General features: G+C 62.6%; 27 protein-coding genes and 2 pseudogenes. 27 read left to right on the top strand and 2 right to left on the bottom strand.

The features are described from left to right. Positions 1-2 precede the first annotated feature (2 nt). From chrA to NKK52_RS17875, 3 genes and pseudogenes are all read left to right on the top strand, one after another. On the top strand, positions 3-1,418 hold the full coding sequence (gene chrA / locus NKK52_RS17885; RefSeq protein ID WP_023683315.1) for a chromate efflux transporter: 1,416 nt from the start codon (positions 3-5) through the stop codon (positions 1,416-1,418). 86 nt (positions 1,419-1,504) lie between these two features. Then, the gene (locus NKK52_RS17880; protein WP_031203999.1) at positions 1,505-2,542 is read left to right on the top strand and encodes a Cj0069 family protein; all 1,038 of its coding nucleotides are present in this window, start codon (positions 1,505-1,507) and stop codon (positions 2,540-2,542) included. Between the two features lie 316 nt (positions 2,543-2,858). Continuing rightward, positions 2,859-4,054: pseudogene (locus NKK52_RS17875) on the top strand (IS256 family transposase). Positions 4,055-4,117: 63 nt separating this feature from the next. On the opposite strand, the gene NKK52_RS17870 reads toward NKK52_RS17875, so the two are convergent. Beyond that, positions 4,118-4,711 (bottom strand): TetR/AcrR family transcriptional regulator, encoded by a 594-nt coding sequence (locus NKK52_RS17870; protein WP_156939323.1) that lies wholly within the window; start codon positions 4,709-4,711, stop codon positions 4,118-4,120. A gap of 204 nt (positions 4,712-4,915) precedes the next feature. Between NKK52_RS17870 and NKK52_RS17865 the strand changes: the two genes are divergently transcribed. From NKK52_RS17865 to NKK52_RS17760, 21 genes and pseudogenes are all read left to right on the top strand, one after another. Next, complete coding sequence (locus NKK52_RS17865; protein WP_023685956.1) at positions 4,916-5,728, top strand: class I SAM-dependent methyltransferase; 813 nt, start codon at positions 4,916-4,918, stop codon at positions 5,726-5,728. A gap of 154 nt (positions 5,729-5,882) precedes the next feature. Further along, positions 5,883-6,410 carry a hypothetical protein gene (locus NKK52_RS17860; protein ID WP_023685957.1) on the top strand — a complete coding sequence of 176 codons (528 nt, stop codon included), beginning with the start codon at positions 5,883-5,885 and terminating at the stop codon, positions 6,408-6,410. An 87-nt stretch (positions 6,411-6,497) separates the two neighbouring features. Next, a complete protein-coding gene (locus NKK52_RS17855; RefSeq protein ID WP_023685958.1) occupies positions 6,498-7,142 on the top strand; it encodes a DUF1007 family protein in 645 nt (214 codons plus the stop codon). A gap of 20 nt (positions 7,143-7,162) precedes the next feature. Further along, positions 7,163-7,879 carry a HoxN/HupN/NixA family nickel/cobalt transporter gene (locus NKK52_RS17850; RefSeq protein ID WP_023669894.1) on the top strand — a complete coding sequence of 239 codons (717 nt, stop codon included), beginning with the start codon at positions 7,163-7,165 and terminating at the stop codon, positions 7,877-7,879. A gap of 480 nt (positions 7,880-8,359) precedes the next feature. Beyond that, positions 8,360-9,703 (top strand): hemolysin family protein, encoded by a 1,344-nt coding sequence (locus NKK52_RS17845; RefSeq protein ID WP_023685959.1) that lies wholly within the window; start codon positions 8,360-8,362, stop codon positions 9,701-9,703. 645 nt (positions 9,704-10,348) lie between these two features. Continuing rightward, entirely contained in the window at positions 10,349-10,699 is a 351-nt protein-coding gene (locus NKK52_RS17840; RefSeq protein ID WP_245263177.1) for a DUF736 domain-containing protein, read from the top strand. A 175-nt stretch (positions 10,700-10,874) separates the two neighbouring features. Next, entirely contained in the window at positions 10,875-11,135 is a 261-nt protein-coding gene (locus NKK52_RS17835; protein ID WP_023685961.1) for a DNA -binding domain-containing protein, read from the top strand. Between the two features lie 134 nt (positions 11,136-11,269). After that, entirely contained in the window at positions 11,270-11,518 is a 249-nt protein-coding gene (locus NKK52_RS17830) for a transcriptional regulator domain-containing protein (RefSeq protein ID WP_084634080.1), read from the top strand. Further along, positions 11,490-12,035 (top strand): DUF2285 domain-containing protein, encoded by a 546-nt coding sequence (locus NKK52_RS17825; RefSeq protein WP_023685962.1) that lies wholly within the window; start codon positions 11,490-11,492, stop codon positions 12,033-12,035. The genes NKK52_RS17830 and NKK52_RS17825 overlap by 29 nt, the downstream gene beginning before the upstream one ends. A 141-nt stretch (positions 12,036-12,176) precedes the next feature. Then, positions 12,177-12,458, top strand: a complete 282-nt coding sequence (locus tag NKK52_RS17820) for a helix-turn-helix transcriptional regulator (protein WP_023685963.1) — start codon at positions 12,177-12,179, stop codon at positions 12,456-12,458. Positions 12,459-12,475: 17 nt separating this feature from the next. Then, a complete protein-coding gene (locus NKK52_RS17815; protein WP_023685964.1) occupies positions 12,476-13,636 on the top strand; it encodes a replication initiator protein A in 1,161 nt (386 codons plus the stop codon). After that, positions 13,633-13,875: a hypothetical protein gene (locus NKK52_RS17810; protein ID WP_023685965.1), complete on the top strand. Its 243-nt coding sequence runs from the start codon at positions 13,633-13,635 to the stop codon at positions 13,873-13,875. Before NKK52_RS17815 ends, NKK52_RS17810 begins: the two co-directional genes overlap by 4 nt. Next, on the top strand, positions 13,872-14,393 hold the full coding sequence (locus tag NKK52_RS17805; RefSeq protein ID WP_023685966.1) for a DUF2840 domain-containing protein: 522 nt from the start codon (positions 13,872-13,874) through the stop codon (positions 14,391-14,393). Before NKK52_RS17810 ends, NKK52_RS17805 begins: the two co-directional genes overlap by 4 nt. Continuing rightward, on the top strand, positions 14,390-14,935 hold the full coding sequence (locus NKK52_RS17800) for a S26 family signal peptidase (RefSeq protein ID WP_352629495.1): 546 nt from the start codon (positions 14,390-14,392) through the stop codon (positions 14,933-14,935). Before NKK52_RS17805 ends, NKK52_RS17800 begins: the two co-directional genes overlap by 4 nt. A 69-nt stretch (positions 14,936-15,004) precedes the next feature. Further along, positions 15,005-15,340: a DUF736 domain-containing protein gene (locus NKK52_RS17795; protein WP_023685968.1), complete on the top strand. Its 336-nt coding sequence runs from the start codon at positions 15,005-15,007 to the stop codon at positions 15,338-15,340. A gap of 3 nt (positions 15,341-15,343) precedes the next feature. After that, positions 15,344-16,116 (top strand): annotated as a pseudogene (locus NKK52_RS17785) (lytic transglycosylase domain-containing protein). 243 nt (positions 16,117-16,359) lie between these two features. Then, positions 16,360-18,099 (top strand): relaxase/mobilization nuclease domain-containing protein, encoded by a 1,740-nt coding sequence (locus tag NKK52_RS17780; protein WP_031204536.1) that lies wholly within the window; start codon positions 16,360-16,362, stop codon positions 18,097-18,099. Positions 18,100-18,125: 26 nt separating this feature from the next. Then, a complete protein-coding gene (locus tag NKK52_RS17775; RefSeq protein ID WP_023685972.1) occupies positions 18,126-20,111 on the top strand; it encodes a conjugal transfer protein TraG in 1,986 nt (661 codons plus the stop codon). A 7-nt stretch (positions 20,112-20,118) separates the two neighbouring features. Then, complete coding sequence (locus NKK52_RS17770) at positions 20,119-20,571, top strand: ribbon-helix-helix domain-containing protein (protein ID WP_023685973.1); 453 nt, start codon at positions 20,119-20,121, stop codon at positions 20,569-20,571. Positions 20,572-20,739: 168 nt separating this feature from the next. Further along, positions 20,740-21,114: a type II toxin-antitoxin system RelE/ParE family toxin gene (locus NKK52_RS17765; protein WP_023685974.1), complete on the top strand. Its 375-nt coding sequence runs from the start codon at positions 20,740-20,742 to the stop codon at positions 21,112-21,114. Further along, on the top strand, positions 21,111-21,428 hold the full coding sequence (locus tag NKK52_RS17760; RefSeq protein WP_023685975.1) for a helix-turn-helix domain-containing protein: 318 nt from the start codon (positions 21,111-21,113) through the stop codon (positions 21,426-21,428). The genes NKK52_RS17765 and NKK52_RS17760 overlap by 4 nt, the downstream gene beginning before the upstream one ends. Before the next feature lie 228 nt (positions 21,429-21,656). Here NKK52_RS17760 and NKK52_RS17755 read toward each other — a convergent pair whose 3' ends face one another. After that, positions 21,657-21,785 carry a hypothetical protein gene (locus tag NKK52_RS17755; protein WP_023685976.1) on the bottom strand — a complete coding sequence of 43 codons (129 nt, stop codon included), beginning with the start codon at positions 21,783-21,785 and terminating at the stop codon, positions 21,657-21,659. Positions 21,786-22,043: 258 nt separating this feature from the next. On the opposite strand from NKK52_RS17755, the gene trbB reads away from it, so the two are divergent. Genes trbB through NKK52_RS17740 form a run of 3 tightly spaced genes read left to right on the top strand, consistent with a single transcriptional unit; the run spans position 22,044 to position 23,685 of the window. After that, positions 22,044-23,060, top strand: coding sequence for a P-type conjugative transfer ATPase TrbB (gene trbB / locus NKK52_RS17750; RefSeq protein WP_031204538.1), 1,017 nt, complete (start codon positions 22,044-22,046; stop codon positions 23,058-23,060). Then, the gene (locus tag NKK52_RS17745) at positions 23,057-23,389 is read left to right on the top strand and encodes a TrbC/VirB2 family type IV secretion system protein (RefSeq protein WP_023694927.1); all 333 of its coding nucleotides are present in this window, start codon (positions 23,057-23,059) and stop codon (positions 23,387-23,389) included. Before trbB ends, NKK52_RS17745 begins: the two co-directional genes overlap by 4 nt. Next, positions 23,389-23,685: a VirB3 family type IV secretion system protein gene (locus NKK52_RS17740; protein WP_023694928.1), complete on the top strand. Its 297-nt coding sequence runs from the start codon at positions 23,389-23,391 to the stop codon at positions 23,683-23,685. Before NKK52_RS17745 ends, NKK52_RS17740 begins: the two co-directional genes overlap by 1 nt. Positions 23,686-23,699 lie beyond the last annotated feature (14 nt).

Here is a 23,699-nt window from a genome sequence, read left to right as displayed (position 1 = left end):
CTATGGCCAATCTGGAGCAGTCCGTCACGACGCCGCCATCTCTGGCCGAAACCCACGACCATGACATTTCGTTTGCGGACGCCATGCGAGTATGGGCCCGCGTTGCAATGCTCAGCTTCGGCGGCCCGGCCGGCCAGATCGCCATGATGCATCGGATCGTCGTTGAGGAAAAGCGCTGGATCGGCGAGACGAGATTCCTGCATGCGCTCAACTACTGCACGCTGCTGCCCGGTCCGGAGGCGCAGCAATTGGCCATCTATATTGGCTGGCTCATGCACAAGACCAAAGGCGGCCTCGTCGCGGGAATCCTGTTCGTGCTGCCAGGCGCGGTCGCCATCATGGTCCTGAGCTGGATCTACGCCATCTTCGGCAACGTTGGCGCTATCCAGGCGCTCTTCTTCGGCCTGAAGGCGGCGGTTCTGGCCATCGTGCTCGAAGCTGTCCTGCGGATCGGCAGGAGGGCGCTCAGGAACAATGTGATGGTCGGCCTCGCTGCGGCAGCCTTCATCGCCCTGTTCTTCTTCCATGCACCGTTCCCGCTGGTCATCCTGGTTGCGGCCGTGATCGGCTACGTCGGGGGCAAGATGGGTTGGGCCGCATTCCAGCCAGGCAATGGACATGGCAAGCTTGGTGGCAAGCAGGTCGATGATGTCGACTCGGCGCTTGGCGAAGGGATGCCGGCGCATGCCCGGCCATCCATCGAATGGTCGCTGAAGATTGCGGCGGTGTTTCTGCTGCTATGGTTCGTTCCGGTCCTTTTCTTGTTGCTGTTTCTTGGGCAAGCCAATGTCTTCACCGACATCGCCATCTTCTTTTCCAAGATGGCGGTGGTGACGTTCGGCGGGGCCTATGCGGTGCTTGCCTATGTCGCCCAGCAAGGAGTCGAGCACTATGGCTGGCTGAAGCCTGGAGAAATGCTGGATGGCCTGGGTATGGCCGAAACAACGCCGGGTCCGCTGATCATGGTCACTCAATTCGTTGGTTTCATGGGAGCATTCCGGGAGCCGGGGGTTCTTAACGCGTTGGTCGCTGGAACGCTCGGCGGCCTTCTGACGACGTGGGTGACCTTCGTCCCGTGCTTCCTGTGGATATTTCTCGGCGCGCCGTACATAGAGACGATGCGCAGCAACAAGGCCCTGTCAGCCGCACTGTCGACCATCACGGCAGCGGTGGTTGGAGTGATCCTGAACCTCGCGGTGTGGTTCGCGCTTCATGTCCTGTTTCGCGATTTGCATGAGATCGGCTTGCTGGGCATGAGGCTCGACGTGCCAGTCCTCGGTTCCCTCAACATTCCGTCTCTCGTACTGACCCTCGGTGCGATGCTGGCGGTATTCCGCTTCAAGGTCGGCGTGATTCCGGTGCTAGCGGCATGTTCGATCCTGGGCGTGCTTTTCGGCGTCGCGGCGGGCTCGGTCTAGGGCGATCTTTCTGCTCGGATGCGAGCATCGCAGTCTATTTCGTATCGGGGCTGCCTGATGGGCGAGCAAGTAGGAGGCGAGGTATAATGGGCACGAGGCGAGTGGCTGTGGTCTGGCGCGGTGACCGGGAGGCGCGTCGCACGGCGACACCGCAGAACAACCGGTTTCATCGCGTGTTCGAGGAACTCGCTGCGATCGGTGTTCACGCCGAACCGGCCGTTTATGACGAAGAGTTTGCCGAGGAGGTTCGGACCCAGCTCCTGGCGACGGACGGCGTGCTGGTCTGGGTCGATCCCTTGCACGAGGGAAAAACCCGTGCGGTGCTCGACCCGCTGCTGCGCGACGTGGCGGCACGCGGCCCCTGGGTGAGTGCACATCCAGACGTGATCCTGAAAATGGGCGTGAAGGAAGTTCTGCACCGTACGAAGCATCTCGGATGGGGAACCGATACTTACCTCTACGGCTCCGCCGAGGCTTTTCGCGAGGCCTTTCCGGAGCGGCTTCGGACGGCCGGTCCACGGGTGCTGAAGCAGAACCGCGGCAATGGCGGCCAGGGAGTATGGAAGGTCGAGCTGATCGGTTCGCTTCCTGGCGGAGAGCCGGCGGTTCGGGTGCTGCACGCGCGACGCGGCAGTATGCCGGAAGAACTCGCACTGCCGGATTTCATGGCGCGCTGCAAGGTGTATTTGACACCCGATGGCTGCATCGTGGATCAGCCATTCCAACCGCGTTTACCCGACGGGATGATCCGCTGTTACATGGGCGCCGACAAGGTGGTCGGCTTTGGCCACCAGTTCATCAAGGCCCTAATCCCACCACCTCCTGAAGGGCCAGGTTCCGAGGCTGCGCAACCAGGGCCGCGGATAATGCATCCCGCCACGGCCGAACCGTTTCAGGCGCTGCGGACCAATATGGAAACCGGGTGGACGCCGCAAATGATGGCTGTGCTAGGCATCGATGCCAGGTCGCTGCCGATCATTTGGGATGCCGATTTTCTCTACGGACCACGGACTGTGTCAGGTGAAGACACGTATGCGCTTTGTGAGATCAACGTCAGCTCCGTCTTTGCCATCCCCGATCAAGCGCCGGCCGAAATAGCTCGACTCGTTGCCATGCGATTTTGAATCGACGAAGATTGGCGGTCCGAGTGGGGCTCTGGCCGAACGCGGTTCGGCGGTCAGTCCGATGGTCGCCGGACCTCTGCTTGCCGTTTCCGGTTTCGGCTGACCAATTCTCGTCGCCGGTGGCTTGAACACCATCTACGAAATCCTTTGCTCACGACGTTTCGCAAGATTCGGCCGCCCGAGGAACGTTAGCCTCAACCGGCGCGAGATCTGGATTTGGGTAGTGTGCTGAGAGTTCTGCAAATTCGCTGAGAGAGGGCGGTCATGGCAGGCTGGTGATGTTCAACGTCACCGATTCCCTGGAAGGAACGCCACCATGACCAAGACAGAAGGTAAATCGACCAGCGCTGCCGTCAAAGACATTCTGCTTTCGAACCCGGAGGGGCTGCACGAAGTGATCCGTGCGGTAATGCAGGAGGTTCTCGAGGCCGAGATGGAGGAGGCGCTGGGTGCTTCGAAGAGCGAGCGCACGCCTGAGCGCCTTGGGTATCGCTCGGGTTACTACGGCCGCACCCTGGTCACCCGGGTGGGCAAGCTTGAGCTGCGGGTTCCACAGGACCGGGCGGGTCACTTCTCCACCGAGCTGTTCGAGCGCTACCAGCGTTCGGAGCGGGCCTTGGTTGCGACGCTTGCGGAGATGTATGTGCAGGGCGTGTCGACCCGCAAGGTCAAGGCGATCACGGAAGAGCTGTGCGGTATGCGTTCTCGGCTTCGTCGATCTCGGCCATCAACAAGCGCTTGGACGAGAGCCTGAAGGCGTTTGCCGAACGACCGCTTCAGGAGCCATTCCCCTACCTCATTCTCGATGCCCGCTACGAGAAAGTGCGCGAAGCCGGCATCGTGATGAGCCAGGCGGTGCTGATCGCGGTCGGCATCGACTGGGACGGGCGCCGGCAGATCCTGGCCGTGGAGATGGCCAATCGCGAGAGCCGCTCGGCCTGGAAGGACTTCCTCGTCGGCTTGAAACGACGCGGTCTCAAGGGCGTCGAACTGGCCGTGTCCGACGACCATGCCGGCCTGGTCGCGGCGATCGGCGAGGTGATCCCGGAAGCAGCATGGCAGCGCTGCTACGTCCACTTCCTCAGGAACGCGCTCGATCACCTGCCCAGGAAGCACGGCGACGATTGTCTGCAGGAACTGCGCTGGCTCTACGACCGGCGCGATCTCGCCGAGGCCAAGGCCGATCTCGCCGCGTGGCTGTCCAAATGGTCCGCCCGCTACCCGCGGCTGACCACCTGGGCGGAAGAAGCCATAGAACAGACGCTGACTTTCTTCCGGCTGCCGCGTCAGCATCACAAGCACCTCAAGTCCACCAACATGCTTGAACGGCTCAACGAGGAAATCCGCCGGCGCACCTATGTCGTGCGCATCTTCCCGAACGCCGAAAGCTGCCTGCGCCTGGTCAGGGCGCTGGCCGTCGAAACCAACGAAAACTGGATGGAGGCCAACCGCTATATCAACATGGATGATCTGCGCGAGCACAAGAAGCTCGCTCTACGCCAAGCCGCATGACCAGTTTCATGATCGCCCATTTTGCAGAACTTGACGCACACAACCTGGATTTGGAAGCTCTTGCTAGGGTGACCGCCCCGGAAGAGCTGAACCCGCCATCCGCTGGAACAGGTTGTCCACCTGGGCCGGCGATAGGCTGGAGTCCTCGGCGATCCACCAGGCAAGCACCGAGAGAAAGGCTCCCGATATGAACTCGACGACGAATCCCAGCGGCACGCCCGCGTCGCCGATCCGCTTGCCAGACAGTTCGGTTCGCACTGCGCGCCGTATGCGTTCACGCAATTGATCGTGGATCGTGTCGCCGCTGCTCGCAAGTAGCGCCTTGTGAAGCGACCGGAACGCCCGCGCGTGCTCGAACAGCGGCAGGCTGAATTCGAACAGGCGGTTGCCTGTCTTTTCGTCTGCCGACACGCGCCTGCTCAGCGAGAGCAGATGCGCCTCAAGGGCCGCGCTGCGCAATTCGTCCTTGCCGGCATAGTGCGTATAGAAGGTCGACCTGCCGACATCAGCTTTCTGGCAGATGTCTTCCACGGTGAGAGCCGCATAGCCGCACTCTGGGATCAGGGCAATCAGCGCGTCCTGCAGCATGGCGCGCGTGCGCGCGACACGACGGTCGATCGTACTCCTGTCGTGGGGCCGCTCGATTTTAATGGTCATTGCTCTTTCCACCGTGCGGTTTCGGACGTTCAGCGGTCCGTTGTCCAGCAACAGCGCTACTGGACAATTTGTCCAGTATGATACGCCGAGTTCAGAAGCTCAAGAATGCCTTGAGCACTCCGGAAACGGACGAGGAGGCAAAAGGAAATGCACCAATTTGGTCATCGGGCTGGAAACGGACAGCATTCGCGAAAGGGTGTTATTATGCTTGCCGTGCTCGTCAAACTGTCGCTGGTCGCCGGTATTCTGCTAATGCTTCATTTCGGGGACGGCTATCTCAATGCCGGTGCTTGGACGGCTGCAGTCCACGGCCTCATCCTCGCTGCGGTCGCGGCATTCGCACTCTGGGGCGGCTTCCATCACATGCGGACTGCCGGCGCGCATGGCGCCGGCGAAAGGGGCATCGGCATCGTCCTGCATAGGGCGGTCGGCTATGACCTGCTTGCGCGCGTCCTGACTTGGGGCCGCGAGGACCGGTTCCGTGAAGTCATGCTGCGTCTGGCAAGGCTCCAGCCCGGCGAGGCGATGCTCGATGTCGCCTGCGGTACGGGCACGCTTGCCATAGCCGCGAGACGGTTGGTCGGAGCGGTCGGACGCGTCACGGGCGTCGACGCATCCGTCGAAATGGTCGAGAGGGCGCGCGTCAAGGCTACGCGAGCCGGCGTTGATCTGACCTTCGTCCAGGCGACGGCCCAGGAGCTTCCCTTCGAGGATGGCCAATTCGACATCGTGATCGGTACGCTCATGCTGCATCACCTGCCGAAACCCGACCGATCGACCTTCTTCCGTGAAGCGGAGCGGGTTCTGAAGCCGGGAGGCCGACTGCTGCTGATCGACTTCGGAAGGCCGCTGCACGAATCCAGATTGCCGAGGCTCCATCGGCACGGGCATATCGACATGAATGCGGTCGGAACTCTACTGGTCGAGACAGGCTTCAGGGTCGACGATACCGGCGCCGTCGTGACCATGAACCTCGATTATGTGCGCGCGACCACGGACAAGATCCTGCCTGCCTGAGCGCGGCATGCCGCGGCGACCGGACCGGGCGCGCCGCCGCCAGGAAGACGCGCGGGCCGGTAGTCGCGGGCCGCGCTGCATTGCGTGCGTAGCCGCCGCGGCGCTATCTTGCCGATTGGCTATCCCGGCCTGCTTCGATACGCGAGTCTACCGAATGCCCAAGACCTACTTGTCCTTGACGCTTGCGGCCGCATGGTTGGCATCACCGCTTGCGCATGCCGATGGCGTCGACCGGGCGCTGGATGCCTTCCACGCGACATGCCTGGCGCACGGCCCCGACTTCGAGCGAACCGCGACATTGGCAAAGACGCGCGGATGGACGCCGCTCGTCGACGGCGCGGCACTTGCTCCTGTGGATGCCATGAAGGCGTTCCGCGGATGGCAGGTCACCGGCGACGACCTTCCGGCCGGAACGATGGTCGCGGTGACCAGGGCGACCATGGACGGCAGGTCCGTCCAGACCTGCTCGCTCAAGCTTTTTGATGTCGACCGCGCCGAGTTTGAAAAACGGTTCTTCCACCGCACCGACGCCGAAAAAATCGGCGAGGAGAGGAAGGGCAGGCAGGTTTCCCGGCTGTTCATACTGATCGCGGGCAATCGCAAGCAGCTCGTGCATTTGACGTCGCCAGCCGTTCGGGGCACAGCGAACGCCATCATAGCAAGTTCGATCGTCGATGATTGAAAAGGCTTCGCGGGCCGCGTCCCAATTTAGCCTGCTTGCGCTGCCAGATCACTCGGTTGGCGCGCAATGACGAGAAAGCGAGCGCAAATGCGACTGACCAGCACGATTTTTGGCATGGCGCTCCTGCTCGCCTCCACCGTCGCGGCCGGCGCTCATCCTCATGTCTTCGCGGAAGCCCGTTTGGACCTAACGGTTGGCGCTGACAAGTCGGTCAAGTCGCTCAAGCATCTCTGGCGGTTCGACGAGCTCTTCTCCTCGACGGTGCTGATGGAGTTCGACAAGAATTCCGACCTTACTCTCGACGCCGAAGAACTCGACGCCGCCGCCCTCACCATCCATGCCTCACTGGAAGAATACAATTATTTCCAAATGGTCACTGTGGAAGGCAAGGACGTGGCGATGACGCCGCCGGCGAGGCTGGTCACTAGCTACGAGAACAATCAACTCGTCATCCAATTCGAGACGCAGCCGAAAGACACGTTGGCGCTCGCCGGCAAGGTGAGCATCGGCGTCTACGATCCGACCTTCTACACCGCGATCGATTTCACCGATGACGATAAGATCGCCGTGGCTGGCCTACCGAAAGATTGCACGAGGGCCGTCGTCCGCCCCGATCCGAATACCGCAATCGCACAGAATCAGACGAAATTGACGGATGCCTTCTTCAGCGATCCGACCGGAACCGATCTCGGCAAGATATTCGCGACACGCCTTGAATTGACGTGCAGTTGAAGCGGCGGAACGGATAGAACGTGTTTTTCCAAACCCTGGTCGAGTTTCAACGCACGATATACTTGGCGCTCGCCGAACAGATCAAATTGCTGTCAGCCGGGGGCGACTGGCTGGCGTTCACTGCCTTCCTGCCGATGGGTGTCCTGTTCGGAGCTGCGCATGCTTTGACACCCGGACACAGCAAAGCCGTGCTGGCTACCTATTTGGCCGGATCGGATGCCAGCATCCGTCGCGGCCTACTGGTGTCGCTGACACTCTCCTTCACCCATGTCACGATTGCAGTTGTGATTGCAGCCCTCTCGTTGCCATTGGTCTCGATTGCGCTGGGCAGCGTCGGCCGGGCGCCGCTTTTGGAGGATGTCAGTCGTGGCCTGCTCGGGTTAATTGGTCTGTGGATGCTTTGGCGGGCGCTCAGCCACGGTCATCACCATCAGCATGAAGGCGAGGTTGTGGGCGTCATGGCCGGCCTGATCCCATGTCCATTGACGCTCTTCGCGATGACCTTCGCGATCTCAAGAGGTGTTCCGGTCGCGGGCATACTCTTTGCAATCACCATGATGGCCGGCGTGGCACTGACGTTGTCTTGCGTGGCAGTTCTGTCGATCCTGTTTCGGGAACGGCTGGTGCATTTCTTCGACCGTCGGCCGCGCCTGTTCGATGTGATATCGCGAACTATCGAAGGTACCGCCGGCCTTATTCTTACTGGCGTGGCTGTCTGGCAAATCTCGTCGAAATGAGAAGTTTGACCGACCGCAAAGGCCACAGCGATTCTCATAGGGATCACATTGCAATTAACGACGTCGTGCCATTAAGTGCCGGCACGCGCGGTTCGGGTTTGGGTTTAGAACATTGAGCGACCGTCAGAAGATCATTTGGATGATAGCGCTGGCGATCCTCGCCGGCATCGGGGTGATATTGCTAAATCACTGGATCAAAGGCGATCTCTACGCGGCGGGTCCATTGACTTCGACTACCCAGACGCCACATTTAGTTCGGCCGGCATGACCGGTTCTTTTTCTATCCGATTTCTGGCCCGCCGGTTCGCGCCGGCGGATTTTTTGCGGGGGTAGGATACTCAGCGCGGATTTGGCTATCTTGCCCCTGATTGTCAGAGGCGGAGCTGCGGTGATCGCTGCGCAATGATGGCCAACGGCGGTTCCTCGACGGCGGCATACGCGCTTGAGAGATGAGAGTGGCTGTTTCATGAAGAGGATATCATGCCTGCGGACGATGGTAGTCTACGCGACATTCTTGGAATTCTGTTGGTTCTCCTACTCGTAGGCGCCAACGGTTTCTTTGTCGCCGCCGAATTTGCGCTGGTCGCGGTTAGACGAAGCCGCGTCGACGAATTGGCTACAGCTGGACGCTCGAACGCCAGCCTCCTTCAACGGGCTTTGGTGAATCTCGATGCGAACCTTGCAGCAACTCAGCTCGGCATCACCATCTCATCGCTGGCGCTCGGTTGGGTCGGCGAGCCTGCACTCGCTCATCTGATCGAGCCACTCCTCTTGGGAGTGATGGGGTCGCTGGCCACGGCAGCTTCGCACACCATTGCCGTCGCAATCGCCTTCATCATCATAACCGCGCTACACATTGTCCTGGGTGAACTAGCGCCGAAAAGTCTGGCGCTCCAGCGCAGCGAGAGCACGGCACTTCGGGTCGTCCGCCCTCTCGGTCTGTTCCTGTTCCTGCTCAGGCCGGCGATTCTTGTTCTCAACGGTCTAGGCAATCTGGTGCTGCGTCTGTGCGGTCTGCGTCCGGGCACAGGCGAGGAGTCCTTGCATTCGCCCGAAGAGCTGAAGCTGCTCGTGGCGGCAAGCCAGGAGGCAGGGCTCCTTCATCAGACGCAACAGGAACTGGTCGAGCGTGTCTTCAACATCGGCGATCGGCGGATTGCCGACATTATGACACCGCGACGCGATATCGACTGGATCGATACCGACGACATCCCTGACGAGATTCTGCGAACCATCCGGCAATGTCGCCATGAGCAGCTTCTGGTCGGCCGTGGGGGGATAGACGAACCGCTTGGCATGATTCTGAAGAAGGACCTTCTCGACCAGGTGCTCGACGGCAAAACGCTTGACCCGATGGCGGTCATCCGAGAACCTTTGATCGTTCACGAGGCAACGCCGATTTTCCGTGTACTCGATCAGTTCAAGCGGACGCCGGTGCGCCTGGCGATCGTCATCGACGAATATGGCGCTCTGGAGGGGATCGTCACCCAGACCGATCTGCTCGAAGCCATCGCAGGCGACCTTCCTGACCTGGACAATGAGGACCCTGATGTCATCGAGCGCGATGACGGGTCCTTGCTCATCGACGGAATGATGCTGGCGCACGATGCGTTCGCTCGCCTAGGATTCCGATCGGGGTCTGCCAAAGGGGATTTTCACACTATCGCAGGGTTCGCCTTGTCCCGCCTTGGGCACTTGCCGGAAGCCGGTGAGCACTTTGACTACGAGGGCTGGCGCTTCGAGATCCTCGATATGGATGGAAGGCGGATCGACAAGCTGCTCGCTCGCCGTGAGCCGCCTACATCCAAGCCGGCAACCAGTTGAGACTGACCGCGCGACAGGCCGGTAAGCCGGCCGGCCTTTTGCGCGCGAATATTTCCACCTTTCGAACCCACGCTCCCACAGTAGTCCCTATCCACAAACGCCCGTCAGTTCGCCCAGGACGCGTCTCCGCTGGAGTCACAGTGGCTGGTGAGCGTCTTCGCGTCGCGCTATGTGATCAATGGAACCGACAGTTGAGGGTCTAAATGGACGCCAAGAGCGCCGTCTGGCTGATTATTGGGGTCCTGGTGGTGCTAGTGGTGGCCTTTCTCACCGCAATGGCATTCGGGCTGCTATGAGTCAGCCAGGCTGATCGACACTCGCCACAAGTGGCGCCGGGGCGGTGGCACCCCCATTACCACAGCGACTGCGCGACGGAGGGACATGTCGGTTGCGTGTCGACGAACGACCACAGAATGCGGCATGCGGCAATTTTTGCGGCGAAGAATGATTTTTGAATCGTGTACAGAAGTCATGGCCAAGACCAATCCCAAATCCCCTGATTTTCCGCCGCCGCGCCGTTGACCCGCTTTGAGAAAGCCGAGTTCGCGAAGCTTTGCGATCCGAAAGGCCGTCGCAAATCAACTTGCGCCGACAGATGCCTCGCTGGTCTGTGATCTGGTAACGGCGAGGTCGCGCTCATTCGCCATGCGAGCCCTGTTCAAGCGCGCTGTGGCCGATTGCAGCGACTCCGAATTTCTTTCGACGAAACGACATCTGCTGTCGATCACCACCCTCAGCGTCCAGGCCAAGAACGTGCGCATCGTCCCAGACACACGCGCCACTGGCGAGAACGCTCCCAGCCACCGGGTGCTGGTCGGCCGCGCCGAGATCGGTGCCGCATGGTCGAAGACCTCCAACGAGGGCCGCGACTACCTGGGTCTCAAGCTCGACGATCCGAGCTTCAACGCCCCGATCTACGCCAACCTCTTCGACGACGAGGAAGGTGAGGGTTTCTCGCTTATCTGGTCCCGCCCGAACGCACGGCGGGGTGACTAAGGACCCGCGCAGGCCCCGGCCGGAAGGCCGGGGCCTTCTTCCGCGGACGTCCGGTTCGGTTCTCCCAAGCCGAGAGCGATGCCGAAACCGCATCGCCCGATGCTGATCAACCATCCTCCGCTGGCAAAATTGCTTCTATAAAATGCAGGCTCACTGTGTGAAGAGGAGGCAAGCGATGATCGAGCCGTTTGACGAAACCGCGCCGACCAGTGACGAACTCACCGAATACGATCGGGACCACGTCAAGCTCTATATGCGCCTGCTTGACGCCGCCGACGACGGTGCGGACTGGCGCGAGGTGGTCGAAATCCTCTTCGGCATTGATCTGACGAAGGAGCCACAACGCGCCCGGCGCATCCACGACAGCCATCTGGCGCGAGCGCGCTGGATGGCGCGTGCAGGCTACCGTCATCTCTTGCGTCGACCCGGCAGCTAGCACCTCAGCACCTGTGGTTCGCGGGTGATGCCGAAGCGGCATCACCCGATGCCCAGCAAGAGTCTTCCGCCAATCGCTACAACACGGAATCGTTCGGAGGCGGGGTTTACGCGTTGTTTGCGAGGAGCTCTTGGATGAGGCCGGATACGTCGCATTGGCGAGACAATGACAGTTACGACTATTTCGATACATTACCCATCGAAGGGCTCGCCTGGGAGTGTCTGCGGCGTCACGAACCCTATCAACGGCACTACCAAGCGCTCCTGACCACAAGAGCCGAAAAGACACCCTTCCACCCTGAGGCACAGCGGCAGTGGGGGTTGCGATTTCCCGGCCAGGCCGGATTTGTCCGCTTTGGCGCAAGACGTGCTGTGGTCGCCTGACGCCGACCCAGCTGTGGTTTCACTCGTGCCGGTGCCGGAATTCCTGTCGTCCTTGCGATCGGTGCCGTTGACCGGCCTGGGCGTGGTCCATGACAGCCCGGAAGGACGCCACAGTGTCCATAGTGCAGGTGTCGCGACCCAACTTCTCCTTCTGCCCGACAGTGACCCGCACGGCAACCTGGCGGCGCTGATCCCCCTGGATGCAGAGACGTTGGGACGGATCGAAGCACTCGCCCGTTTCTGGCGTTCCTTGCAGGGGCGCCCCACACCTTCGGACACGCGGATGACTCCGCAGCAGCGCCGCCGCTTTCGACTGATGATGCAGGCCGCTGACGGCCACTCGAATGGCGCGAGCTACCGCGACATTGCGATCGCGCTTTACGGGTCTAAGCGCGTCGCCGCCGATCCCTGGAAGACCTCGGCGCTGCGCGATGCGGTGATCGGCCTGGTCGAAGGCGCCACCGCCATGATCGGCGGCGGCTATTTGCAAATCCTGCGTCATCGCCGTCGATCCTAGCGGGTTTGGCCGCGCAAAGGGGGGTGGAGTTTTAGCCCCCCTCAACTTCCCCATCCCTGTCGAAGCTTACTCTCCGCCACCGTGGTCTCCGCCCACCGCTGAACGCCAGCGGTTGCCCAAAACCCCACGGAGGTCCGCCCCATGCGACCCGATATCGCCGTTTTGCCGCCGCGCTTCCTGCGCACCAAGGAAGCCGCGGATTTCCTCAGCCTGTCCGCCCGCACGCTCGAAAAGCACCGTACCTATGGCACTGGCCCTTCCTACCGCAAGCTCGGCGGCCGTGTCGTCTATGCCGTCGACGATCTTCAGGCTTGGGCCGAACGCGGCGCTGTCACCTCAACATCCGACCCGCGTGGGTCGGTCCTGCCGGCCAAGCGTCACACGCCGACGCCGCAGACGCACGGCGGACGATACGCACGCTGATCGCGCGCGGATTCCAAATGGCGACGCGAAACCAATCCCTTTCGGAGCGCGGGCAGCTTGACCTGTTCAGGGCGCTGCCTGGCGACTTCGCCCCACGAGATGCGCAGGATCTCATGGCCTATCCGTTCTTCTCCCTCTCCAAGACCCATCGCGTCGCGCCAATCGACTTCACGGCCGGCAACGTCACGATCCGGGTCGAAGCCGTACCCGATCATGGCATGGCGACCATCTGGGACGCCGACATCCTGATCTGGGCCGCAAGCCAGATCGTCGAGGCGCGCGACGCGGGCCTTCGCACCTCGCGCCTGATGGCCGCCACGCCCTATGAGATTCTGACCTTCGTTGGCCGCGGCAAGAGCCTGCGCGACTATCAGCGCCTGAAGGCGGGGCTTGACCGGCTGCAGTCGACCACCGTCTCGACGACGATTCGTCAGCCCGCCGAAGGCCGGCGTCACCGCTTCTCATGGATCAATGAGTGGCAGGAGCGCATCGATCGCCATGGCAAACCCGCGGGGATCGAGTTGATCGTCCCCGACTGGTTCTACCAGGCAGTCCTCGATGACGCGCTCGTGCTGACGATCGATCGCGCCTATTTCGACCTCACTGGCGGGCTGGAGCGCTGGCTCTATCGGCTGGTGCGCAAGCATGGCGGACGCCAGCCCGACGGCTGGCGCTTCGACTTCCGTCACCTGCACCAGAAATCCGGCAGCCTGTCACCCCACAAGCGCTTTGCCTTCGAGCTACGCGACATCATCCGCCGCCAGCCGCTGCCCGGCTACACGCTCTTCCTCGAAGTGGAGATGGGCGGCCGGACGCTGCTCGCTTTCGAGCGGATCGGCTCCTGTGGAAAGCCTGTGGGCGGCATCGTGCTATCCGGAACCGGAACTATCGTGCCATCGGGAACCGCAGGCTCGTGCTATCAGGAACCCAAACGGGGCCTAACCCTTGGAAAGCAAAGCCGAAATCGCGCCCTTAACTTAGACTCTAACCCCGACTCTAACTCTGAAGAGCGCGCGCGCGATGTGCAGAGGCTCGTCCGGCGAGCCAGCCACGCACTCAGCGTAACCACCAACAACACCCCCAAAACGTCGACGGTTTCTGGCGGTCGCAACACGGCAACCAGCGTCTCTGACGCCCCGAATCCGCCTTTTGATCCGCGCTCGAAAGCCACCCGATGATCGCCGCACTCCGCAATCAAAAGAGCCGTGTCGGCAAGGCAACTTTGACGCTGCTTCTCGCCGGTGAATTGACCTGCAAGGGAAATCAGTTCGCGACCTTCGTCGTGCGCCCGACCACCGACATGACGACTCAGGAGCGCGCACGCATCGCCGCTTTCGAGCACGACGTCCTCGTCGCCAACACGCTGCCCGCGAGGCTCGCGCGCGCATTTCCCACCGCATCAGGAGAACCGAAATGACTGGCACCGCGGCTCCCCGCATGCGCGACGCGTTCCCGGCCATGCACCACGCTCGCGACGAACTCGTTCATGTCGAACTGACCTGGGTCGAGAAGAGGATCGAGAACTGGATACGGTTCGGCACGCACGCCCACGAACAGATTGTTGATCGTCGCCGGCGCATCCAGTCCTATCGTCCCGGCGCGGTCTTCGCCTTCGTGCGGTGGGCCGCGAACGACTTCGGAACGATCATCTCACGCATCGATATCGTGCGTGCGGTATCACGTGGCGAAGCCTATCAGACACTGCCCTTCGTGCGGCCTGGCGGCGACATCCTTCTGAAGGTCGAGAGCTGGCCCAAGGTCGAACGCGTGCTGCAGGCGATCGACGCCATCCAGCGCCTCGACATCGAGCCTGAGTTGGTGTCGCCCGATCATTGGCGGCACATCCACAACCGGATAACCGCAGGCCACGAGCCGCGCAGCTACACACTCGACCAACATCGCGCCTTCCTGCTGCGCAAGAGGACCGAGCCGTGACGCGCGCCGGGATCATCCTCGCCAGCGTTGTCGCAACCATGGGCGTCGGCTATCCCGGCCTCACTTCGATGCCCAGGAAGCTCATCTGGAATGCGTCAGCCAGCGCACCGATCGGCTTCTATACGATCGACTTTCACGGACCGTTCGAGGTCACCGATCTTGTCGCCGTCGACGCCCCCGAGCCACTCGCGGCGTTCCTCGCCGATCGCGGCTATCTGCCGAGGGGCGTGCCACTCTTGAAGCGCATCCTTGGCGTTTCCGGGCAACGAGTCTGTCGCTCGAACCTCACCATCACCGTCGACGGTATCGAGGCGGGCGCGGCGCTCGAGCGTGATCGGGCCGGCCGTGACCTGCCGGTCTGGCAGGGCTGCCGCCGCATCGCGAGCGGCGAAGTCTTCCTGATGAACTGGCAGGTCCGCGACAGTCTCGATGGACGCTACTTCGGCCTCCTCGCCACCAGCCAGATCATCGGCCGCGCCGTCCCACTGTGGACGGACGAGGGCGGCAACGGCCGCTTCGAATGGCGCGCGCCAATGCGGTGAGCGCGCGACCGGCGGCGCGCGTCGTGCCACCAGCCTTCATCACCGCACCACTGAAAACAGGAGCCAGACATGCAACAGATAGGGGAATTCACGCGCCAGAAGATTGGCTATAGCGGGCGCATCCACACGCTCAGCCTCAACCTGGATATCGCCATTGTGGCGGCAGAGGCGAGCGAAACGGAGAATGCGCCTGACTACCGCGTTCACGTCGGAAGCGAGGACGGCCCCGAGATTGGCGCCGGCTGGAAACGCTCCAGCGAAAAGGCCGGAGACTATGTCTCGATCCAGCTCGACGACCCGACCTTCGCGCAGCCGATACGCGCGAACCTCTTTCGCAATGGAGACGACCAGACGTCCTGGTCGCTGCACTGGGCGCGGCCGCGCGACCGCAGCGAGAAGGATTGAACGATGCGCGCTCGCCGTCCGTCGACGAGCCATCGCGGTGCGCCCGGGCCGCTTCGCGCTGCCTGGCGCATGGCTCTGCTCCTCCTTTGCGGCCTGTCCGTCGCGACCGTCATGCCGGCGGCAGAGGCGCAGGACCTGGCCGTTGCCCGGTCTTCCCAACGCGATCCGTTCGGCGCGCATATCGCAGAAGCCTCGCACCGCGCTTCGGCGTCCCGCGCGCGCTGATCCGCGCCATCATGCGCAAGGAGAGTGCGGGTGATGTGCGCGCCGTCTCCAGCGCAGGCGCCCGCGGCTTGATGCAGATCATGCCCGGAACATGGAACTATCTGCGCGCCCGCTGGTCGCTTGGCCGCGATCCATTCGATCCCCGGGACAACATCCTGGCTGGAACGGCGTATCTGCGCGAACTGCACGATCGCTTCGGCTCTCCGGGATTTCTGGCCGCCTACAATGCGGGACCTGCACGCTACCAAGCCTACCTCACTGGGCGTCCGTTACCGGCCGAGACCCGCGCCTATGTCGCCGCATTTGCGCCCCTGATCGGTGAAAGCGAGGGTATGCGCCCTTTCGCCGTTACGTCTGTCGAGGCCATTCCCTGGAAGCGCGGCTCGCTGTTCGTCGGTCAGCCGGATCGCAAACAAGCTGTCGCTCGGGTGCCAACCGAGCGACCACCAAATGACGCGAGCTCTGCGCCCACCGTGCGCGATGTGTCCGCCATCGTGCCGCTGTCCGAAGGCCTCTTCGTGGCGCGAGCGGGCGAAGGGATACAGCCATGAGCGCACATGGGCGTCTTCGCGCAACCGCAAGCTCCAGCGCACCATGGCGTGGGTGGAGGCGGAAGGTGGGCAGAACAACCGGAAGATGGCGAGATAAAAGGCCGCGAGGTGCGGCGTCGATCGGTTTTGCTGTTTCAATAGGTTATGCAGGATTTCCGCGAGGTGCGAAGGTTTCGCGCACCTCGGCGGAGCACCGATTTACCTGTGATTTCCGTGTCTTGACACGATGTGCGGATCTTCGTCATGCACGGTGAGGATGGTTTCCGAATCCGGCCCGGCCGCATCCGCTCATCGGGCGCCCAGCGCGCCAGGCCCTTCATCGCGCAGGCGCTTGCCGCCGCCCAGAAGGCCGGCGCCCGCATCTCTCGCACAGGCCGGATCAGTGCGGGCAATCGCTCGACCTTCGGGCGTGGCCGCTCGGCGAGCGTGCGCGCCAATCGTCTCCTCACCGGCCGCTCGCGAGCCGTGATCATCAAGACACGGCTGGTGCGTCATCACGCGCGCGCAGCGCCGCTTGCCGCCCATCTCACCTATCTGCGCCGAGAGGGCGTCACCCGGGACGGGGAGAAGGCAAGGCTGTTCGGGCCGGGGGTCGGGGAGGTGGATGGCGGTGCTTTTGCCGAGCGGTGCAGCGATGATCGGCACCACTTCCGCTTCATTGTCTCGCCGGAAGATGCCGTCGACATGGCGGACCTCAAATGCTTCGCCCGCGATCTGATGGGTCAGATGGAAAAGGACCTCGGCACAAAACTGGATTGGGCTGGCGTCGATCACTGGAACACCGACAACCCGCACCTTCACATCATCCTGCGCGGCCGCACTGATGACGGGCAGGATCTCGTGATCTCCCGCGATTACATCAAGGAGGGAATGCGCGCCCGCGCCGCCGACCTCGTTACCCAGGAGCTCGGCCCGCGCACCGATCTCGACATCCGCCGCAATCTGCAGCGTCAGGTCGAGGCCGAACGTTGGACCCAGCTTGACCGGCAGCTTGTTCGCGATTGCCGCGACACAGGCGTTGTCGATCTTGCGTCCCCGGCGAGCGCTCAGCCCGATGAGTATCACGTGCTGAAGGTCGGGCGGGCGCGCAAGCTCGAAACCCTTGGCCTTGCCGAACAGGTCGGCCCAGGCCAATGGATGATCGACGACAAGGCCGAGGCGACGCTGCGCGAGCTTGGCGAACGCGGCGACATCATCAAGCGGATGCACCGCGCCTTGACAGAACAGGGCATCGAGCGCGGATCGGCGACCTATGTGCTGGCGGCGGAGCGCCTAGCCACACCGATCGTCGGTCGGCTGGTCGACCGCGGTCTCGATGACGAGTTGAAGGGCAGCGCCTACGCCGTGGTCGATGGCACCGACGGCCGCACCCATCACATCAAGCTGTCCGACCTCGACGCCGCCGGCGACAGCGCTCCGGGTTCGATCGTTGAGCTGCGCAGGTTCCATGACGCGCAGGGACATGGGCGCGCAGCACTCGCCGTCCGTTCCGATCTCAACATTGAGCAGCAGACAACCGCCGCCGGCGCCACCTGGCTCGACCGCCAGAACATCGCCCGCGAACCAATTGCGTTGTCGGAAGGCGGCTTCGGCGCCGAGGTGCGGCAGGCGATGCAGCGCCGCGCCGACCATCTCATCGAACAGGGCCTCGGCGAGCGACATGGCCAACGCACAACCTTCACCCGCAGCCTGATCGACACGCTGCGTCGCCGCGAGCTTGAGGCGCTCGGCGAAAAGCTCTCGGCCGAAACCGGCCAGCCCTTCAACCGCACCCGCGGCGGCGAATATGTCACCGGTTCCTACCGGCAGCGCTTCACGCTCGCGTCGGGCCGCTTCGCCATGATCGATGACGGCCTCGGCTTCCAACTGGTGCCCTGGACGCCGTCTCTCGAAAAGCATTTTGGCCGCCACGTCTCGGGCATCGCTCGCGATGACGGCGGCATCGACTGGAGCTTCGCACGCAAGCGAAGCCTCGGTCTCTAACCCATTGTGAAGAAAGGACCGCTTCTATGTCCGCCACCAAGATACTCTGGGGCCAGATCCTCGCGGTCTTGATGATCGTGCTGATCACCATCTGGAGCGCGACGCAATGGGTGGCCTGGCGCCTGGCGTTCCAGCCCGAGCTCGGCAGGCCATGGTTCCATGTCCTGGGCTTTCCGTTTTACCTTCCGCCGTCCTTCTTCTGGTGGTGGTATGGCTTCGATGCCTACGCGCCGTCGATCTTCGTGGAGGGAGCCTTTATCGCGGCTTCCGGCGGTTTCGCCTGCGTCGCCGTCGCCATCGGCATGTCGGTCTGGCGGGCTCGCGAGGCTAAGAAGGTCGAGACCTACGGCTCCGCCCGCTGGGCCGACAAGCAGGAGATCAAGGCAACGGGCCTTCTCGGCTCCGATGGAGTGGTGCTTGGGCGGTTTGACCGCGCCTATCTGCGCCACGATGGACCGGAGCACGTGCTGTGCTTCGCGCCCACACGTTCGGGCAAGGGTGTCGGCCTCGTCGTCCCGTCGCTGCTGACCTGGCCGAGTTCAGCCGTCGTCCATGACATCAAGGGCGAAAACTGGCAGCTCACCGCAGGCTTCCGCGCCAGGTATGGCCGGGTCCTGCTGTTCGATCCAACCAATCCGAAATCCTCATCCTACAACCCGCTGCTCGAGGTGCGCCGTGGCGAATGGGAAGTCCGCGACGTTCAAAACATCGCCGACATCCTGGTCGATCCCGAAGGCTCGCTCGAGAGGCGGAACCATTGGGAGAAAACCAGCCATGCCCTGCTGGTCGGGGCGATCCTGCACGTCCTCTACGCCGAGCGGGACAAGACGCTTGCCGGCGTCGCCGGTTTCCTTTCCGATCCAAAGCGTCCGATCGAATCGACGCTGTCCGCGATGATGAAAACGGCGCATCTGGGTGAAGCCGGTCCGCACCCGGTCATCGCCAGCGCCGCGCGAGAGCTGTTGAACAAATCAGACAACGAACGCTCCGGCGTGCTGTCCACCGCCATGTCGTTTCTTGGCCTCTATCGCGATCCTGTCGTGGCAGAGGTCACGCGGCGCTGCGACTGGCGCATCAGCGACCTTGTCGACGACAAGCATCCGACGACGCTCTACCTCGTCGTGCCGCCGTCCGACATCAACAGGACCAAGCCGCTCATTCGCCTGATCCTCAATCAGATCGGCCGCCGCCTGACGGAAGATCTGCAGGTGAGGGCGCAAGGGCACCGGCTGCTCCTGATGCTCGACGAGTTTCCGGCGCTTGGCCGCCTCGACTTCTTCGAGTCGGCGCTCGCCTTCATGGCCGGCTACGGCCTGAAAAGCTTCCTGATCGCTCAATCCCTCAATCAGATCGAGAGGGCGTACGGCGCCAACAACTCGATCCTCGACAACTGCCACGTGCGGGTAAGCTTTGCCACCAATGATGAGCGCACCGCCAAGCGCGTGTCCGACGCGCTGGGAACAGCGACCGAGATGAGGGCCATGAGGAACTATGCCGGCCACCGGCTGTCGCCGTGGCTCGGTCATCTCATGGTGTCCCGCTCGGAGACGGCTCGCCCTCTGCTCACGCCGGGTGAAGTGATGCAACTGCCGTCAACCGACGAGATTGTCATGGTCTCGGGCGCGCCGCCGATCCGAGCCAAAAAGGCTCGCTATCATGAGGATGCCAGCTTCCGGGAGCGTATCTTGCCGCCTCCGGTGCTGACGGCGGCGGCGGAGGAGGGGAGGCCCGACGACTGGACAAACCTGCCTCTGCCTTCCCGTCCGCAGATTGGTGAAGCCACGTCGGCGCCGTCGGCCACGGATGACGACACAACTGATTCCGAGCGTCGTCGGCAACCCGAGCTCAGTCGCGTCGAGCAGGTCGTGAAGCCTTCGACCGAGAACGAATTCGAGATCGATCACCTGGACGACGTGGAGGACGAGGTTGCCCGCAACCGTCGGCTGACGCGTCTGATGCAAGGCATTGCGCGACAGGTGTCGCTCGACCCCGGCGACGGCGTGGATATGTGAGGCTCCCATGGCAAAGCCACCCCGCAAACAACGCCTGTCCGTCTATCTCGATCCGAAGGTCATGAGCAGGCTGGCCGAACATGCGGCGCGAAGAGATTTTTCACGGTCGCTCGTCGCGGAGGCGGCCATCGAGTCGTTCCTCTCGCCCGATGCCGCCGAGCGCCAGGAGGCGGCGATCACCAAGCGGCTTGACCAGCTCGATCGCCGTATCGCACGCCAGGAGCGCGATGTCGGGATTGCCGTGGAGACGCTCGCGGTTTTCGTCCGCTTCTGGCTGGCGACAACGCCGGCTCTGCCCGAGCCCGCCGCACAGGCAGCCCATGCCAAGGCTGGCGAGCGCTATGATGCCTTCGTTACCGCGCTCGGCCGGCGCTTAGCAAAAGGTCCAAGGCTTCGGCAGGAGATCTCCGAGGATATCGATGGCGGCCTGGACACACAGCCCGGCAGGCCCGTGGGCTAAATCGGCGGGCGGACTGAGATTTTGCAAGCATCGATATGTCAAAACATATCAAAGCGGCGGAACAATATGCTGTCATGGAACGCGCGTTGCCAACCTTTCGGGTGTGGCAGACGAGCGTCAGGATTTTTCGTTGAGAATTATAGTCTGTATGCTATAAGGCAAGCGAGAATGAAAAACCAAAAGCCCACGGTATGGATGGGATCGTCGAAGGATGACCTGCGCGAGTTTCCGGTCGATGTTCGCCGGTTGATGGGTGTCGCAATCAACGACGCCCAAAATGGTGAGGAGCACCCGGCTGTCAAAGCCCTGAAAGGGTTTGGGGCCCGCAGCATCCTCGAGGTGGTCGACGACTTCGACGGAGATACCTACCGCGCCGTCTACACCGTCCGCTTCGCTGGCGTGATCTACGTCCTTCATTGCTTCCAGAAGAAGTCGAAGAAGGGCAGGGAGACACCCAGGCACGAAATCGATCTGGTTACAGTGCGATTGAAGGCGGCCGAGACGCACTACCGCGAAAACTATGGGAAAGGAACAAAGTCATGACGGAAGACATCACCGCCGAAGTGAGCAGCGGCAACGTGTTCGCGGACCTCGGCTTTGACAATCCCGAAGAGGAATTGCTCAAGGCCAAGCTGGCCCGCGAGATCCGCGCCATTATCAAGCGCCGGCGCCTGACCCAGGCGAAGTCGGCTGAACTGCTCGGAATGAAACAGCCCGACGTCTCCGCGATCGCCACCGGGCGCACGGGTAAGTTTTCAATAGACAGGCTGGTTCGCTGTCTGGACCGGCTCGACTACAAGGTCGACGTGGTGGTTCGCCACAAGACTCGACGGTCAACTCGTGCTGAAGCCGCTTGATCCGACGGTTTTGCCGACGAGCGGACAATTGATTATCCAGGTTCGGATGGGCGCCACCGCAACCAGGACGGTAGGATTAGCGAAAAGCACGGGAACACGAAGGTGGACACCCTTCGTCAGACCTACGGCGACAATTTCGCAGCTGGGCTTCGCAGCGACTTCGAGGCTATCGACGGTGTTGCAGCGCGCCAGCGTCGGCTCTCTAAGTCCCGCACCTAAGGCGCGCGTTTAGACCTCAATCCAAGCGTAGGCGGCACCAAAGATCCCGAGCGTCAGAGCAATAAACCAACCCCATCCCTTCAACGAGGCGCGCACGTCTTCAGGCTTTGCGCCTTTTTCGTTGTCGTAGTCGTCCATAATCAGCCTCCATGTTTTCGATCTTGGGTACAAAATCAAGAGACGCTGGGCAATCCTCCAGCTGTCGCAGCGAATTCGCCTTTGTACGGCGTATGCGCAGTCTAATACGGCCGTTTACGGCGGCACCGCCAATCTCCTGTATTTGCACGCTACGCCACTACGCCTCGACATAGGTGTTGAAACCACTCGAGATGTGGCTCTCTTAATCATCCCCGTCCAGGGGCCGCCAATGTTCCCCCGGATCGAAACGGGGACCGGATGGCAGCTTCGCATCACAATTCAGAAGGTCTCGCGCGCGGCGCACGGATGCTGCGCACGGCACTCGGACCCGCCATCGCGCGCTACCTCGACGATGCGGGCATCGTCGAGGTGATGCTCAACCCCGATGGGCGCTTGTGGATCGATCGCCTGTCCGAGGGATTGTCCGACACTGGAGAGCGTCTGTCGGCGGCGGACGGCGAACGCATCGTTCGCCTCGTCGCTCATCATGTCGGTGCCGAAGTCCATGCCGGCGCCCCACGTGTCTCGGCCGAACTGCCCGAGACGGGGGAGAGGTTCGAGGGGCTTCTTCCTCCCGTCGTCGCGGCGCCCGCCTTCGCGATCCGCAAGCCCGCCGTCGCCATCTTTACCCTTGAAGACTATGTCGCGGCCGGGATCATGTCGGCGCAACAGGCGGACGCGCTGCGCCAGGGCGTTGCCAACCGCGCCAACATTCTCGTTGCAGGCGGCACCTCCACGGGCAAGACCACGCTGATCAACGCGCTGCTCGCTGAAGTGGCCAAGACCGCCGATCGCGTCGTCATCATCGAGGATACGCGCGAACTGCAATGCGCCGCGCCAAATCTCGTGGCAATGCGCACGAAAGACGGCGTCGCGTCTCTATCTGATCTTGTCCGCTCATCGTTGCGCCTGCGCCCCGACCGCATCCCGGTCGGCGAGGTGCGCGGGTCCGAGGCGCTCGAACTGCTCAAGGCCTGGGGCACCGGCCATCCCGGCGGCCTGGGCACGATCCACGCCGGCAGCGCCATTGGCGCGCTCCGCCGCATGGAACAGCTCATCCAGGAAGCCGTCGTCACGGTTCCACGCGCTCTGATCGCCGAAACGATCGACCTGGTTGCCGTCCTTTCCGGCCGCGGTTCCGCGCGCCGGCTGTCCGAACTCGCCCGTGTCGATGGCCTGCGCCCGGACAGTGATTACCGGGTCGCGCCAGCCGTCCTCGATGGCGACGAGGGCCCGACCTTGCTCGTCCAAAACCCTGAAGGAGAAAATCCATGATCCAACGCCTGCGCCTCACGCGCCATCGTCTCGCCATGACAGTTACGGGTGCCACGCTCATCCTGGTGATGGCCGCGCCCGCCCATGCCTCCGGCTCGTCGATGCCGTGGGAACAACCGCTGCAACAGATCCTCCAGTCGATCGAAGGCCCGGTTGCCAAGATCATGGCGGTGATCATCATCATCGTCACCGGCCTGACACTCGCCTTCGGCGACACGTCGGGCGGCTTCCGCCGGCTCATCCAGATCGTGTTCGGCCTGTCCATCGCTTTCGCGGCGTCGAGCTTCTTCCTGTCGTTCTTCTCGTTCGGCGGCGGAGCGCTGGTCTGATGGCGGGCGCTGTCGAACAGAGCGGCCCAATGCCGGACTACGCAGTGCCGGGTTATGCGGTCCTCGTGCACCGGGCGCTGACCGAGCCGATCCTGCTCGGTGGCGCCCCGCGAGCCATTGCCATCATGAACGGGACGCTCGCGGGCGCCGTGGGGCTGGGACTGCGTCTCTGGCTCGTCGGCGTCGCCATCTGGGCCATCGGCCATGTCGCCGCCGTCTGGGCCGCCAAGCGCGATCCGCTTTTCGTCGACGTCGTTCGCCGGCATTTGCGCATCCCAGCGCATCTCACTGTTTGAGCGAGGTCGCACCG

Origin of the sequence: Mesorhizobium sp. C277A, assembly GCF_040324395.1 — a bacterium.
GTDB lineage: Bacteria > Pseudomonadota > Alphaproteobacteria > Rhizobiales > Rhizobiaceae > Mesorhizobium.
This window is presented reverse-complemented; position numbering and strand designations above follow the sequence as displayed.